14 protein-coding genes are annotated in these 16,141 nt (G+C 33.3%); 11 read left to right on the plus strand and 3 right to left on the minus strand.

The genetic code is table 11. The features are described from left to right. Window positions 1-159: 159 nt before the first annotated feature. A complete protein-coding gene (trhO, locus tag E2558_RS11650; RefSeq protein ID WP_126564572.1) occupies window positions 160-1,122 on the minus strand; it encodes an oxygen-dependent tRNA uridine(34) hydroxylase TrhO in 963 nt (320 codons plus the stop codon). A 279-nt stretch (window positions 1,123-1,401) separates the two neighbouring features. On the opposite strand from trhO, the gene E2558_RS11655 reads away from it, so the two are divergent. The 7 genes from E2558_RS11655 to pbp4 all read left to right on the plus strand — a co-directional run bounded on the left by E2558_RS11655 (window position 1,402) and on the right by pbp4 (window position 9,450). Next, window positions 1,402-2,379 carry an SMP-30/gluconolactonase/LRE family protein gene (locus E2558_RS11655; protein WP_126564571.1) on the plus strand — a complete coding sequence of 326 codons (978 nt, stop codon included), beginning with the start codon at window positions 1,402-1,404 and terminating at the stop codon, window positions 2,377-2,379. Window positions 2,380-2,612: 233 nt separating this feature from the next. Then, entirely contained in the window at window positions 2,613-4,259 is a 1,647-nt protein-coding gene (locus E2558_RS11660) for a phospho-sugar mutase (protein ID WP_126564570.1), read from the plus strand. Window positions 4,260-4,598: 339 nt separating this feature from the next. Next, window positions 4,599-5,501: an urea transporter gene (gene yut / locus E2558_RS11665; protein ID WP_126564569.1), complete on the plus strand. Its 903-nt coding sequence runs from the start codon at window positions 4,599-4,601 to the stop codon at window positions 5,499-5,501. Window positions 5,502-5,618: 117 nt separating this feature from the next. Then, the gene (gene rbsK / locus E2558_RS11670; RefSeq protein ID WP_126564568.1) at window positions 5,619-6,500 is read left to right on the plus strand and encodes a ribokinase; all 882 of its coding nucleotides are present in this window, start codon (window positions 5,619-5,621) and stop codon (window positions 6,498-6,500) included. Between the two features lie 113 nt (window positions 6,501-6,613). Then, window positions 6,614-6,775, plus strand: coding sequence for a hypothetical protein (locus E2558_RS12400; protein ID WP_168210254.1), 162 nt, complete (start codon window positions 6,614-6,616; stop codon window positions 6,773-6,775). A 140-nt stretch (window positions 6,776-6,915) separates the two neighbouring features. Beyond that, window positions 6,916-8,061: a polysaccharide deacetylase family protein gene (locus E2558_RS11675; RefSeq protein WP_126564567.1), complete on the plus strand. Its 1,146-nt coding sequence runs from the start codon at window positions 6,916-6,918 to the stop codon at window positions 8,059-8,061. A 237-nt stretch (window positions 8,062-8,298) separates the two neighbouring features. After that, window positions 8,299-9,450, plus strand: a complete 1,152-nt coding sequence (gene pbp4, locus E2558_RS11680) for a penicillin-binding protein PBP4 (RefSeq protein ID WP_126564566.1) — start codon at window positions 8,299-8,301, stop codon at window positions 9,448-9,450. A 133-nt stretch (window positions 9,451-9,583) separates the two neighbouring features. On the opposite strand, the gene E2558_RS11685 is transcribed toward pbp4, so the two are convergent. Continuing rightward, the gene (locus E2558_RS11685) at window positions 9,584-10,315 is read right to left on the minus strand and encodes a nuclease-related domain-containing protein (RefSeq protein ID WP_126564565.1); all 732 of its coding nucleotides are present in this window, start codon (window positions 10,313-10,315) and stop codon (window positions 9,584-9,586) included. A gap of 144 nt (window positions 10,316-10,459) precedes the next feature. On the opposite strand from E2558_RS11685, the gene E2558_RS11690 reads away from it, so the two are divergent. The 3 genes from E2558_RS11690 to E2558_RS11700 are packed head-to-tail and all read left to right on the plus strand — an operon-like array spanning window position 10,460 to window position 13,408. After that, window positions 10,460-12,007 carry a UvrD-helicase domain-containing protein gene (locus tag E2558_RS11690; protein WP_168210255.1) on the plus strand — a complete coding sequence of 516 codons (1,548 nt, stop codon included), beginning with the start codon at window positions 10,460-10,462 and terminating at the stop codon, window positions 12,005-12,007. A gap of 6 nt (window positions 12,008-12,013) precedes the next feature. Beyond that, on the plus strand, window positions 12,014-12,751 hold the full coding sequence (locus E2558_RS11695) for a DarT ssDNA thymidine ADP-ribosyltransferase family protein (protein ID WP_126564563.1): 738 nt from the start codon (window positions 12,014-12,016) through the stop codon (window positions 12,749-12,751). Window positions 12,752-12,754: 3 nt separating this feature from the next. Then, complete coding sequence (locus E2558_RS11700) at window positions 12,755-13,408, plus strand: DarT1-associated NADAR antitoxin family protein (RefSeq protein WP_126564562.1); 654 nt, start codon at window positions 12,755-12,757, stop codon at window positions 13,406-13,408. Window positions 13,409-13,605: 197 nt separating this feature from the next. Here the strand turns inward: E2558_RS11700 and E2558_RS11705 are convergent, their stop codons facing one another. After that, window positions 13,606-14,094, minus strand: a complete 489-nt coding sequence (locus tag E2558_RS11705; protein ID WP_229716440.1) for a TetR/AcrR family transcriptional regulator — start codon at window positions 14,092-14,094, stop codon at window positions 13,606-13,608. A gap of 196 nt (window positions 14,095-14,290) precedes the next feature. Here E2558_RS11705 and E2558_RS11710 point away from each other — a divergent pair, with 196 nt between their 5' ends. Next, complete coding sequence (locus tag E2558_RS11710; RefSeq protein ID WP_126564561.1) at window positions 14,291-16,066, plus strand: oleate hydratase; 1,776 nt, start codon at window positions 14,291-14,293, stop codon at window positions 16,064-16,066. The last annotated feature ends 75 nt before the right edge of the window (window positions 16,067-16,141 follow it).

The following is a 16,141-nucleotide window of genomic DNA, read 5'->3' on the forward strand; positions in this document are numbered from 1 at the left end:
ATAATTTACGTAATCGAATTATTATAACTTCGCGACTATTTGCCTCAACAACAAAAAAAGAGATTAAACAACCTAAGGTTGCTTAATCTCAATATTAGGACTCATCAGTCCGATTTGACGTAGAGCCATTTAAATCTCATAAGGGATATAATTCATATATTAAGCGTGTGCGTGTTCTGGTACGTCTTTAAAGTTTTCTAAACGACGATTCCATTCTTCTTCGCTAATGTCATTTTTAGCTACATAGCGATTACGTGGATGTTTGGCACAATCGTATGAACAAGCGCCAAGGTATTTTTCTTCATTTTCCTCTGAAACAAGAATTTGTTTATTACATTCAGGGTTGGCACAGTTAATGTAACGTTCGCAAGGTGTACCGTCGAAGTGTTCTTTACCGATAACTGTTTTCTCAACTTGGTTAACGTCTACACTGATACGTTCGTCGAATACATACATTTTACCGTCCCAATATTCCCCTTTAGTTTCAGGATCTTTACCATAAGTCGCAATACCACCGTGTAATTGACCAACGTTCTCGAAGCCTTCTTTAACTAACCAGCCAGAGAATTTTTCACAACGGATACCGCCTGTACAATACGTTACGATGTTTTTACCTTCTAATTGGTCTTTGTTCTCACGAATCCAATCTGGTAAGTCTCTGAAACGTGTGATATCTGGACGAATTGCGCCACGGAAGTGACCTAAGTCAAATTCGTAGTCATTACGTGCATCTAAGATGACTGTGTCCTCATCTTCTAATGCTTCTTTAAATTCACTTGGTGAGTAGTATTTACCTGTAGTTACACGTGGGTCAACGTCATCTTCTAAACCTAATGCAACGATTTCATTTCTAGGACGTACGTGCATTTTCTTGAATGCGTGGCCTTCAGCTTCATCAATCTTGAACGTCATATCTGCGAAACGTTCATCCGCATGCATGTGCTCGATATATTTATCTGTGTCTTCTTTCGTACCTGACAACGTACCGTTAATACCTTCAGTAGAAACTAAGATTCTACCTTTTAAGTTGTTTGCTTTACAGAATTCTAAGTGCTCAGCTGCAAATGTTTCAGGGTCATCAATCGTTGTATATTTGTAATATAATAACACTCTATAATCCATTTTCTGATTCTCCTCTTAAATTTTTGAATTTATCGTAAGGGCAAGCCGTAATCGTTTAAATAATCGTTCTTTTCGTTTTTTATAAAAATCAACATTATATTATTTTACCAAATTTACAATAACTTTCAATATTTCAGTTTTGAAAATAGGACAACAGACCTAGTTGAGTGAGCAATATCTCTTTTTGAAAACGATTACATATAGTACCATGATATTAAAGCGTATATTAGAAATTGAGAAATTAAAATTTTACTTTTCAAAAAGGAGGAACTCTATCTTATGTCAAACGAATCATTACCGAAACTTACATATACAGGTGCGTCGAAAAGTGCAGTACCGATTATTTCAGAAAGTGAACTACAAACGGTGACCGCAGAACCTTGGGTAAAAATTTCAGATGAAGGGCTTCAATTAGAAGGATTAATCTTTGATAGAGATCATAATCTATTTTTATGTGAAGTATTTGGTGGCAAAATCTTTAAAGTGGATACAAAAACGAAAGAAGTATCTACTGCATTCCAATCAACAAAACAAAATCCAGCTGCAGTTAAAATCCATAAAGATGGACGCCTATTCACATGTTATTTAGGTGACTTCGAATCTACGGGAGGCATCTTTGCGACGGATGAACATGGTGACAACTTTGAAGAAATTATTTCTGAATTAAACTCAGAATACTGCATTGATGACATGGTCTTCGACAGTAAAGGCGGATTCTACTTCACAGATTTCAGAGGTTATTCGACAAATCCTAAAGGCGGCGTTTACTATGTGTCACCTGACTTCAAGACGGTCACACCAGTGATTCAAAATATTTCTGTCGCGAATGGTGTAGCGTTAAGTACGGATGAAAAAGTATTATGGGTAACGGAAACGACAACTAATCGACTTCACCGTATCCAATTAGAAGACGATGGCGTAACGATTGCACCATTTGGCGCAACGATTCCATATTACTTTACTGGCCATGAAGGACCAGACTCAGTATGTATTGATAGCGATGATAATTTATATGTAGCAATGTATGGACAAGGACGTGTGTTAGTCTTTAATAAACGTGGTTATCCAATTGGACAAATTTTAATGCCTGGCCGTGATGAAGGTAAAATGCTACGTTCAACACATCCACAATTTATTCCAGGTACAAATCAACTATTAATCTGTACGAATGATATTGAAAATGGTTCAGAAGGCGGTTCTATGATCTATACCGTAGAAGGCTTCGCCAAAGGACATGAAAGCTATCAATTTCAGTAAGAATAAAATAAGTAAAACCCCTCACTAGAGCGATAGTGAGGGGTTTGGTGTTGCCAATGGAATTAATTTATAAATGTAATTTATCACTAAGAGTAACTTATTGTAAGTTTATTTAGACGTGCTAAATGATTACTAAGTAATGCATATTTTCTAATCCAATGAAACTTGTGCGAATTTCCAGTATACTAAAATAGAATAATAAGACATCTGTATAAGTATGAAAGGAGTATATGATGAAAGACAGTTGGATGAAACATAAAGAAGAAAGTCTTGTGGCATCATTTTATGATGCGCAAACGCCTGAATTCCAAGAAGAAGGCTTTGAAACTGAATTAGCTTTCGGTACAGCGGGTATTCGCGGTCAATTTGGGCTTGGCCCCGGTCGTCTAAATCGCTATACTATCCAACGTTTAGCGCTAGGTATTGCTAACTATTTACACGATAAAGAGGCGCATCCTTCGATTGTCATTCACTATGATATTCGTCACTTATCTGCAGAATTTGCAGAACTGATTTCTCAAATTCTTGCTTCAAATCATATTAAAGTCTACTTAGCTGAACAATATAAGACTACGCCAGAATTATCATATGCCGTAAGACACTTACATACTTCTGCAGGTATCATGATTACAGCAAGCCATAATCCTAAAGATTATAACGGTATTAAAGTGTATGGTTCAGATGGTGCACAATTAGATGAAGAAACTTCATTGGAAGTCGCTAAATATATTAATCACTTAGAAGATCCACTTCAATTAGAAGTAAATTTTGAACCTACGTTGATTAAGAAGAATATTCATACTTTACCAGATGACGTTTACAATAATTATATTAATGAAATTACTCGTCTTGTTGGAGATATTCCGCAGTCAGATTTAAAGGTCGTATATACAAGTTTACATGGCACTGGTGTACCCATTATTCCCGATATTTTACAGTACCTTCATTTTCAAAGCTTTAACTTGGTTGAAGCACAGTGCCAAGTCGACCCTAATTTCAGTTCTGTGAAAAGCGCAAATCCCGAAGAACGCGAAGCCTTTGACTTAGCCATCCAACAAGCTCAAGACATTGACGCAAATCTTATTATCGCCACAGATCCTGACGTTGATCGTATGGGTTTTGTTGAGCGACACAAAGATGGTCAAATCTATTACTTCGGTGGCAACGAAATTGGAGCATTACTCATTAAATATCTTATTGAACATACGACGCTCCCTAAACATCCCGTTGTTATCCAATCTATCGTTAGCGGGGAATTAGGTAAGCGGCTTGCGCAACAACATGGGATCACTGTGAAGGAAGTCTTAATTGGTTTCAAACATATTGCCAAAGCGATTCGCGAATTTGCCGATGACCAATCATTTCTATTCGCTTACGAAGAAAGTTATGGCTACCTAGCCGATGATTTCGTACGAGACAAAGATGCCGTTCAAATCGTGCCTTTAGTTATTAAATATGCTTCTATTTTAGAAAATGAAGGCAAAACACTTCATGACGCTTTAAACGAAATCTATGATGAGGTAGGACACTATCGTGATCACCTTGTTTCAAAAGTGTTTGAAGGTAAACGAGGCCAACAACATATTGCAGATTTAATGACTAAAGTCAGACGTCATATCCCTGACACTATCGCAGGTTTAAACGTCATCGCAGTGGAGGATTACGACACATTACAACGTGTAAATAAAAAAGATAATAACGTAAAAACCATTACATTACCACAAGCGAACGTCATTAGAATCATCTTTGAAGAAGGCTTCATTGCCCTAAGACCTTCAGGCACAGAACCTAAATTGAAATTCTATATCTCACTTAACGTCGACAACTTCGACCAAGTAGCAAAAGAGATATATGAGTATATATTTAATGATATAAGATAATGAGAAAATTATGGAAACTCCTCATTTATTTCTTAATAATATAGAAGAAAAAAACGATAAAATAAAATTGATAGTAACAAAATGCGGTTAATCATGACATGCAATCCTTTAGTAAGGTGAGTGAAATGATTAATCGCTTTTGTATTTTTCAAATTAATTTATGACTAGATGAATATAGTATCGCATTTCACTAACTTTTCTGATTTTTATAAGTAAACTATATTTTGAAAAACTTTATCTTTATATTTTTAAATTTTTGAAAATTTATTTTTAAACAATAAATATAAATGTTAAAATTTGTAAGTTAATAAAACAAATAATAAAGAGTAAGGTGAGTATGTGAAATATTTAGAAGTATTCTTTAAAAACATTGGACAAGTTGTGTTCATGAATAATATGTGGACGGGGTTATTCATCTTAATAGGATTATTTATAGCAAACTGGGAAGTTGGTTTAGCCGCTATGATAGGAAGCGGTTTAGCATTGCTATTAGCACCATTCTTCAATTATAGTGACACAGAAATTCAAGATGGTTTAGCTGGTTATAACTCGGTTTTAACTGCTATCGGTTTGGCATTATTCTTAGAATCAAGTGTAGTAGCTTGGATTGTACTAATCTTAGCAACCATTTTAACGTTACCTGTTGGCGCAGCCATCCGTGAATTGTTGAAACCTTTTGGTGTACCAATGTTGACGTTTCCTTTCGTTTTAATGTCATGGCTTGTTTTAGCAATGACGACACAATTTGCGAAATTGCACGTCAGCATCGATATCTTGCCACAACAGATTAAGCACCCAGAAATCAACCATAATCATATTAGCTGGCTCAGTGGGATTACGACGAACTTTAGTGAGATTTTCCTTGTGACTTCGATTATCGGAAGTATTTTAATTATTATCGGTATCTTTATAGGTTCAGTTAAAGCAGGGATTTATGCCGTAATTTCAAGTATTTTAGCTGTAATTTTTATCGTCTTACTTGGAGGAGATTACCCATCTATTACCAATGGCTTGTATGGTTATAATTCTATCTTAACTGGTATCGCATTAGGCGCTATTTTCAATACGAAATTAAATACCTACGTGGCTGTTATCAGTGGCTTATTGCTTACAGTAGTGATGCATGGGGCCTTAGCTACAATGCTTGCACCAGTAGGTTTGCCTATCTTTACCGCGCCATTTATCTTCGCGACGTGGATTGTGCTCTTTGCTGGTAAAGATACACAGACAAATGAAGTATAACGTAGAGCGTTAGGGAGTCGGATTTCAACATCCGGCTCTTATTTTATATTTTCCCTCTCGAATGAAGTTGGGTATGATAAGACTAAGACATCAGACAATAATAAAGAGGTGTAACCGATGGAGAGACAAATTTATGTAATTGGAAGTATGTCGATGGATTTAGTTGTAGCGACGGATAAGGTCCCTGGAAAAGGTGAAACCGTACTCGGCGAGTCATTTTTCACGACACCGGGTGGTAAAGGTGCCAACCAAGCTGTAGCAGCTGCACGTTTAGGGCGAGATGTACATATGATTGGTCGTATTGGCAACGATACGTTTGGGGAAGACATTTTCCAAAATTTAAAACATAACCAAATTAATGTGGAACATGTGAAACCTACGGAAGGTCCTTCAGGTACTGCGCACATCACATTGGCTGATAGTGATAACAGCATTATTGTCGTGCCATCTGCGAATAATGAAGTAACGCCTGACTATGTTCAAGAGGCTTTAGCATCTACTCAGCCTGGCGATATCGTACTATTGCAACAAGAGATTCCGGCTGAAACGGTCGAAGCGGCAGTGAAATATTGTTATGAACATGACGTGATTTCTATTTTAAATCCAGCACCGTACAGAGATATTTCTGACGAAGTACTTGAGCAAGTGACGTATCTCACACCGAATGAAAAAGAAAGTGAGAATATGTTTGAAGGCGATGTTGATGGTGCTTTAGAACGTTATCCTGATAAATTGATCGTGACGTTAGGCGAACTAGGTGCGGTGTATCATAACGGCCTCGAACAAGTGGAAATAAAAGGGTTTAAGCGTGAAGTGAAAGATACAACTGGCGCCGGCGATACGTTTAATGGGGCGCTTGCAGTAGGGTTACAGAAAGGATATGACCTTGCAGACGCGGTTTCTTTTGCTAACTTAGCCGCTAGTTATTCTGTGACAGGCATGGGCGCACAAGGTGGTATGCCAACGTTTGAAGACTTAGAAGCCAATTTAGAATTTTAAATTTTTATTTTTGAAAATAGAAGCTAAAATAGATAACGATAATGAACACCATTAACTTTAGAGTGTATCTTAAGTGGGCGGTGTTCGCTTGTATCAAAGAAAGGGTGAATGATATGAACTTTGATATTTATGACAAGATAGCACTCGTCCTTATTATTGCTTTCTGCCTGATTAGTACGATTAATATGCCACAATTATATGAACTTATTATAAAGTCTATTATTGTCTTTATTCTTATTATCAATGTCATTGTGAAACTGGTAAATAAAAATTAGGCTATTTATTCATCTGTGTGATTAAATTCATGTAAAAATTTTGTTAAGTTCTAATTGATGTATTATAAATAATATAACAATACTATATAATAAATTGGTGAACGGCATAAAATTTACACTCAATTTAAAGGAGCAGATGAATGGCTAAAAAATATTTACTTGGGCTAGGCACAATTTTATTAGCAATTGTCTTATGTGCCTGTCAATCTACATCACAATCACAAGATGGGAAAGACAAGAAATCCGCAGAAGATAGAAAAAAAGAAGAAAACATGTATGCGAAGAAGGAAAACAAAGACCAAAAAGATTGGGTTACATATAAGGGCGATGTTGCGCATGTCTTCTATCATCCACTAATTACAGAACCAAAGGTAGCATTTACGGGGGATCCAAATTCTGCTAAAGGAAATAATGATTGGATGATTACCGTTGATGAGTTCAATAAATCGTTAGATGAGCTTTATAAACATAATTACATATTAGTAGATCCGCATGATGTTTTTGATTTAAAATCAAATCCAGTTAAAAAGAAAGAAATTAAATTACCTAAAGGTAAAAAACCACTTATCTTATCTATCGATGATATGAATTACTATGAGTATATGCGTGGTCATGGTTATGCAGACCGTTTAGTGTTAGATAAAAATAATCACGTAGTATCTGAAACGAAAGGTAAAGATGGCAAAGTCACACAAAGTGAGACAAATGATATCGTGCCAATTTTAAATAACTTTGTGAAAAAACATCCTGATTTCTCATATAATGGGCAAAAAGGCGTCGTTGCTTTAACAGGTTATAATGGTGTGCTTGGCTATCGTACAAATGAATTAGATAGTAAAGATTATGATAAACGTAAGGAGCAAGCCACTAAAGTCGCAAATGCAATGAAACGTGATGGTTGGACATTCGCAAGTCATTCTTGGGGACATATCGACTTCGCTCATAGTTCATACGATCGTATAGTTGCTGATACCAAACGATGGGAGAAAGAAGTAACACCAATCGTAGGTAAAACGGACCTCTTCATTTTCCCACATGGTGCGCAAGATAGAGGCTCACAAGCATATAATTATTTAGATCACCAAGCAGGCTTTAAGTACATTGCGGGTGTAGGACCTAATAACTTTACAGATATTGGTAAAGACAGTGTTTATCAAGACCGTGTGGCTATCGATGGTTTAAACTTATATGAATTTAAATATAAATTGAAACCATTCTTAGATCCGGAAAAAGTCTATAGCAAAGAGGACCGTAAATATTTTAAAGGTGACAAAGATTATAAATAACTGATTTATGCGTCGGGTATCACGTAGAATCATAGAAACTCTGAGAAGAACACATCAAATTCTTTTCAGAGTTTTTATTTTGAAAAGATGAAACGAGTTATTATTAATTTAATTACTAATATAACTTTATTAATAGATGGTAAAATCGTTTATTTTTTAAATTAATATGTAATTAACAAGCAAAAATAAGTTATAATAAATTGTTCAATATAAAAAATATAAAAAGTAGGGAAGGACATGTTTCAGAAAATAGTAAAGAGTATAGGAAGCATCAGTTTTATAGCTTTATTAAGTGCAACAAGCACATATGCAGCAGAAACACCAGTAAATATTTCTAATCGACTTCATCCTAATGAAGTCAGCTCGTATTATCAACCAGATGGCGTTACTTTAACGACACAACAGGGTCAAATTTTATATGATTACCAGGGAAATAAAAAGGCTGATCCAGCTTCATTGTCTAAAATGATGACCTTATATTTAGTATATGAAGCCATTGATAGTGGAAAACTAAAGTTAAATGACACTGTAAAAATAAAGGCGCAATATGCACAATTATCTAAAGCACCCAATTTAACTTCTGTGCCATTACAGACAGGACAAATATATACGATTGATCAATTAATTATACAAGCTGCCTTGCCTTCAAGTAATGCAGCAGCTCTCATTTTAGGAGAAAAAGTAAGTGGCAATACATCAGCATTTACAGATAAAATGAATCAACAAGCCCAAATATTTAATATGTATAATACGCATTTTGTTAATCCTGCCGGTGCACAAAATAATTTATTGGGACAATGCGCACCATCAAGATATAGAAATCAAATTTATCCTACAAGTACTTCGAAAGATATGACTATATTAGCGCATGAACTCATCGCTAAGCATCCTGAAATATTGAAGGTAACGCAAATGCTTCAAGATACACAAAAAGGTTATACCTTTACGAATACGAATCTATCGTTAAGAACTCAACCGCTCTATTTACCAGGTACAGACGGTTTAAAAACAGGGACAAGTGATAAAGGTTACAATATTACGTTAACTAATAAATTAAATCACTTACGTTTAAACGAAACTGTGATGAACGTTAAACCTTATGGGGATGGGTATGCGAGATACAGTAGAAATAAGATAGGAAATCATATTATTCAATACTATCGTCAACAATATGAATATAAAAAAGTGCTTTCTAAAGGTAAACATACGATAGGAAACCGTACTTATGAAGTGAAAAAGGATTTATATGATACCGTGCCGAAAGATAGAAAGAAATGGCAAATTAAAGTAAATAATAATAATCAAGCCTATGTCTCTTATAAACGTAGTTTTTTACCTAACACAAGCTCTCCTAAAGTAGCCGTAGAAAAGAAATGGAATTTATATTAAAAAGGAAATATATTTTTTAGCTATACAAAGTTAATCTAACAATTTTTAAAAATTATTCAAAAGTCACCTCAAAATTATCTATTCAAATAAATAGTTTTGAGGTGTTTAAATATATTTATATTTTTAAATTTTTTCAATCATTAATGTTTAATTTAAAAGGACGTTCTACTCTTTGAGAAATTTCATTGATTTCATCGTCAGAGTAATAACGATTAAATTTATTGTCAGTAGTCATTTTTTTATAGATTGTATCAGATAATTCATTTTTAGAAGAAGCACAACTTACATATTTTTCATTATTTCCTATATAAAGTTTGTAGTCACCGCAATAATTAAAATAAATAATAGGATTTACAAAATCTAAGGAAAATTTTTCTTTAACTGCTTTGGCAGTTGTCAAAACCTGCTTAAACGGGTGCCCATATGAATTAAATACTAAATTATAATTATTGCTATCTAAGATGAAAGTTTTATAACTTTTTGCTTCCTCGTCATATAAATACTCTTTTAATCCTCCAAGATTATATTTATTTAAATCTTTCTCACTAAAATTATAATAAATATCGCCTTTCCAATGTTTTGTTTCAATAACGAAAATACCTCGGGTAGTGATTATTAAATGATCAATTTGTCTAGGAGAATTATTTTCAATTCCATCAATAGATAAATTATTGTATACCTTATATTTTGATATAACTCCGTTTCTTTTTAAATCTTCTAAAACTAATTGTAAATGATCTGCTGTTATTTGTTCTCCTTTATTTGAAGGAATATTCATTCTAGTTTTAAGAGACTCATTTTCTTCTATGAGTTTTTTATTTTCTTTTTGTAGCTTTAAAATAGTTTCTTCACTTGAAAATGACATATCTCACCCACCTAAATTTAATAATGTTTAAATATACAAATAAATTAATTCAATTATAGAATGAAGATGTTATTTTGTAAAAATATAGGGGAAAACTAAATATAAATATTAAATATATTGTTTATGAGATGGGGGAGTGTGAATATGAGTTTACCTAGATTAATAGGTCATCAAACTGAAATTTTGTATTTGCCTGAAGAAAAAAATTTGTTTGTAACAGGAAGTGCAGGAAGCGGAAAATCATTATTAGCTTTGTATAGAGTGTATTGGCTAGCTAAGGTAAATCCTTCTGAAAATATTGTGTTACTTACTTTTAATAAGCCGGTAAATAATGATATGAAAGAAAAATTAGCTGCTATTGCTTCTTCAAGAAATGAAGAAGCACCTCATAATTTAACTGTAGATACATATCATATATTTATGAAAAAACTAATTACTCAATTATGGGAATATTATGGAAATGAAATCCCACTTTTAAAAAATTATATTAATGAAAAGTATAACGTAGCTAAGAATTATAATAATGAAAAAAATAAAATTGTTGAACAGGCTTTAGAAATAGTAAAGAAAAATCATCCTCAAGAAAAAACACTACAAAGACCACTTAAAGTCTTTATAGATGAAATTAGATGGATGCAACAAATGTCAATTCAAGATGAAACAGAATATATTGAAGCGGAACGTATTGGAAGAAGAGATACGCGTATAGAACGTGCTAAACGTCCTTATTTTTATGAAGTTTATCAAAAATATCAAGAATTAAGAGCTTCAGATGATTATGAAGGGGTCTTCGACTTTGAGGATGTCGGTACTAAAGTTAGAGAAATGTTAAGTTTTATAACTGAAAAAGAGGAGTTTAATCGTCAATTTAAATATAAATATGTATTTATAGACGAATTTCAAGATTTCACGTCAGATATGTTGATGACTATTAATGATTTATTAGGGAGTTATGGTTTTTTAACTTTATTAGGTGATGTTAATCAAGGTGTCTTTGGGAAAAGGGTTTCTTTTAAATCATTAGGTATCAATATGAACCAGTTTAAAAGACATACTTTAGATAATAATTATCGTAATACCAAAGAGATAAGTGAATTTGCAGAACTAATAACCGAATCTGATTATTTTGATAAAAGCAGTGAGTACTATATCAACGCTAAAAAAGGTAAGCGTGAAGGAAAACCACCAAGAGTAATTATATATAAAGATCAGAACAAGGAAATGGCAGAAATTATGCATTATCTCGAAAAAGTAAATCAAACTGATAATAAATTCCGAAATATTGCTATCATAGTTCCAACTCATAAATATAAAGATGTAAAAAAACAATTAGAAAAAAATCATATAGAGTATAGAAATGTCAGAGATGCTCAGAAAAATGGAACGGAAAGAATAATATATTTAGGAACGTATTTTCAAATTAAAGGACTAGAGTTTGATATCGTATTTTTACCATTTATGGATACAGAAACATTCAAGGAAACAGTAAGTCTAGAAAATGAAGAACTTAATTTAGACGATGAAACTTTCGCAATTGAGCAAGTCGGAACAGAGTTATTAGAAGAGCATATCGCACGAATATATGTAGGTATAACAAGGGCAAGAGAAAGACTATATATCACTGCTACGGGAGAATTATCGCCATTATTAAACTCAGAAACATTTGAGAAATATTTATATTTTAGGGAGTAATGAAATATGGATAAGAGTATTATAAAAAAACGTCATATCACTCGTCTTTGTCATTTTACAAGAACAAATAATTTACCTTTTATTTTAGGAGATGGAAACGATAGTCATGAAGGTATTATAGCTAATAGTTTAATAACAGATAAATCATTTTTGAAACCTACAGATGAACTAAGAATTGATGGAAAGAAAGATTATATTTGTACGTCTGTTCAATATCCTAATGGATTGTATTTTAATACAATCCGTAATAGAGAAAAGGAAAAATTATTCAGTGAATGGGTGATTTTAGAAATTGACCCAGAAATCATTGATGAAACTACTTTATTTTGTTCTGTTAATGCTGCTACTGAAAGAGGTAAATTAATTAAGAGTGGTAGTGAAGCGTTTGAAGGTATGTTTAATAGTATAGTATATGGAAAGAAAATTAAGAGAATAGATGGTAACCAGAAGAAAAAACATGAAGAGCAACGGGTAAAATATGAACGCAGTATGTTTACACCTGATAATATTCCTACAAATATTCAAGCTGAAGTAATGATTAAACATAAAATTCCAAAAGAGAATATTAAAGGATTAATTTTTCATAATCAGGATAAAGCAGAAAAAGAAAAATTAAGATTGGAATTATGTGGAATAGATTTAAGTGAGATTAAAATCAAATACTGTGAACCATTATTTGAGGGAAATTCAATAAATAAAGCATTGCAAGATGGTGCATTACCTGAAGAAGGGGTATTAATTTAAAAAATGGCTAATAGATACGTATATTTAGTAAATAAAAATAATGGATACTACGACAAGAAAAATATTGAATTTAAATGGATTTCAGGTTTTTCTAAATCACAAAAACAAAAAAATATTACTAGTTTACATGAAGCATTTTCTAAGAAAATGCCTCAATACAATATTTTAGAAATTTCAAGTAAATCGCCGATAGACATAGGGGTTCAAGCTAGTGCGTTTAATTTGAAAGTTAAAACAAAAAAAGGACATATTTTTACAGTCGAAGAATTGTTCCAGACAAGTAAAGTGTATGAAAAAGCAGGTAAACAGTCTTTTTTATTAGAAGAAAATTTATCTATAAAAGAAATAAAGCACAAGTTACGAGAGATTGATGACAATGATAAATTAATTAAATTTGAATGTTTTAACCAAGAATTTCCATTAGAACCTAAAACTTATTTTTATAATTGGCTTTATATTAATGCTTTATCTAAAAACACAGTATTAGCTAATAAAATAATTGAATTTGATGCTTTTACAGATATTGAATTTAATCCTAAACGATCCTTTAATTGTCAGGCTGAAGCATGTTCAATATTCGTTTCATTAGTTAAAAGTAATAAGTTACAACAAGCACTAACCTCACCTAAAGAATTCTTAGATTTAGTGTATAGCTAATATATTTAATAGTTTTTTGAAAGTATTCTAAAGATGAACTATGAATTTTATTTTGGATAAAACATTCATAGTTCATTTTTTAGATAGACATAGTCATACTATTTCAACTTTTTCAAATGGATTTCTCTAGCGCCACAAATGAGTGCCACGATTTCTGTAGTGACTTTATCAATGGACTGTTGTTGTCCTTGTTGAAGCTAGTTAGTAATCACACTCAAGATGCCTCCGGTTAGAAATTGGCCATACATCATTGTATCTACATAAAATTGCCCGCTTCGTTGATCGAATTCAATTTGTTTTTTTACAGCTTCGTAAATTTGGTCATAAAAGATACTATAAACTTCACCATAATAGTTTAAATTAATGACGCTCCGCACAATCGCTTTATTCTCATGAATAAACTGCAAAATATCCTTGATTAACTTTTCAAAAAAATGACGAGGATTATCTGGATTAATTTCTGGTAAATATAACGCTCTAAAATGATCAATCATTAGCCCAATACCGTAATTTAATAAATCATATTTATCATTAAAATGACGATAAAATGTAGACCTGCGAATATTGGCTTTATCACATAAATCTTGAATCGTAATTTGTTCGAACGTCTTTGTTTGGAGAAGTTCAAAGAACGTAGTTAATATAGCTTGGCGTGTTTTTTGAACGCGTAAATCTTGTGGATTCAAAGTTGATCACTCCCCATATCGGACAATTTTACGTATTTGTCACTTAAGTTACATTTCCTTCTTATTGACGCACAATTAACATGATGGCCTCCCTATAATAAGGTCGAAGGGTAGATTAATTTCATAAAGAATTACTTATAGTTTACTACTTTTCAGAACAATTTAAAAAATACTGAACGCTTGGGAAGTGAAATATATGTACTATAGTAATGGAAATTATGAAGCATTTGCGCGTCCTAAAAAACCAGAAAATGTAGAGGGAAAGTCTGCTTATCTAATCGGGTCTGGATTAGAGTCTTTAGCAGCTGCATGTTTCTTGATTAGAGATGGGCAAATGGATGGGTCAAAAATCCATGTTTTAGAGGAGTTATCTAAACCTGGTGGAAGTTTGGATGGTGCTGAACTTCCGATGAAAGGCTACGTTGTACGTGGCGGAAGGGAAATGGAGAATCATTTCGAATGTTTATGGGATCTATTTCGCTCCATCCCATCATTAGAAATAGAAGGCGCTTCCGTCTTAGATGAGTTTTATTGGTTGAACAAAGAGGATCCCAATTACTCACGATGTCGTGTTATTGAAAAAAGGGGGCATCAGCTAGCCACTGATGGTGACTTCACATTAACAAAACAAGCCATTAAAGAAATCGTTGCTTTATGTTTGAAGAGAGAAGCAGATTTGAATGACGTGAAAATTTCAGATGTCTTTTCGAATGATTTTATGCATTCCAATTTCTGGATTTATTGGAAAACAATGTTTGCCTTCGAACCTTGGCATTCTGCAATGGAAATGCGTCGATATTTAATGAGATTTGTTCATCATATTGGTGGATTAGCTGATTTCAGTGCTTTGAAATTCACCAAATATAATCAATATGAATCACTCTTACGTCCTATGATTGCTTATTTAAAGTCCCATGATGTCCAGTTCCAGTATGATGTACAAGTGCTTGATATTAAAGTGGATGTCACAACTAAAGAGAAAGTTGCTCGAGAAATTCAATTGAAACGTCAAGGTCAACTTGAAACGATTACACTAACGCCAAATGATTTCGTCTTTATGACGAATGGCAGTATCACAGAAAGTTCAACTTACGGAGATAATGACACGCCGGCGTCCCCTGATCATCAACCCGGCGGTAGTTGGAACTTATGGCGTAATCTTGCGAAACAAAGCCCTGAGTTTGGTTACCCTGAAAAGTTCTACCAAGATTTACCTGACAAAAGTTGGTTCGTCTCAGCAACTGTTACTACCAATAACAAAACGATTATCGACACCATTGAACGTATATGTAAACGAAATCCTTTATCTGGCAAGACCGTTACAGGTGGTATTATTACTGTAAATGATTCTAATTGGCAAATGAGCTTTACTATTAATCGACAACAACAATTTAAAACACAGCCGAAAGACGAAATGAGTGTATGGGTTTACGGCTTATACTCTAATGTAGAAGGCGATTATATTCATAAACCTATTATTGAATGTAGTGGTAGCGAAATTTGCCAAGAGTGGTTATATCATATAGGCATCCCTGACAATCAAATAGAAAACCTCGCCCACAATCACTGTAATAGTATACCTGTCTATATGCCATATATCTGTTCATATTTTATGCCTAGAGCCGTTGGTGATAGACCACTTGTCGTGCCTAAGGATTCTCGTAACTTAGCCTTTATTGGAAATTTTGCTGAAACAGAAAGAGATACGGTCTTTACAACAGAATATTCCGTAAGAACCGCAATGGAAGCGGTATACCAACTCTTGGATATTGATAGAGGTGTCCCTGAAGTGGTTGCGTCAGAATTCGATATACGTGTGCTCATGGAGGCACTGTATGAATTAAATGATCGCAAAAATTTAACAGAATTAGCTGAACAAAATAAAATTCAACAATTCGCCCTAAATGCTTTCTTGAAGAAAATTAAGAACACCTATATTGAAGAATTGTTACAGCAGCACAAGTTACTATAAGTGTAGGTAAACTTTTATCGTGCAAGCTTTAACCCCCGCGTGACATCAGCCATCATGCGGGGGTTATTAGTATTG

This window comes from Staphylococcus pragensis (assembly GCF_004785665.1).
In the GTDB taxonomy this organism is placed as follows: Bacteria; Bacillota; Bacilli; order Staphylococcales; family Staphylococcaceae; genus Staphylococcus; species Staphylococcus pragensis.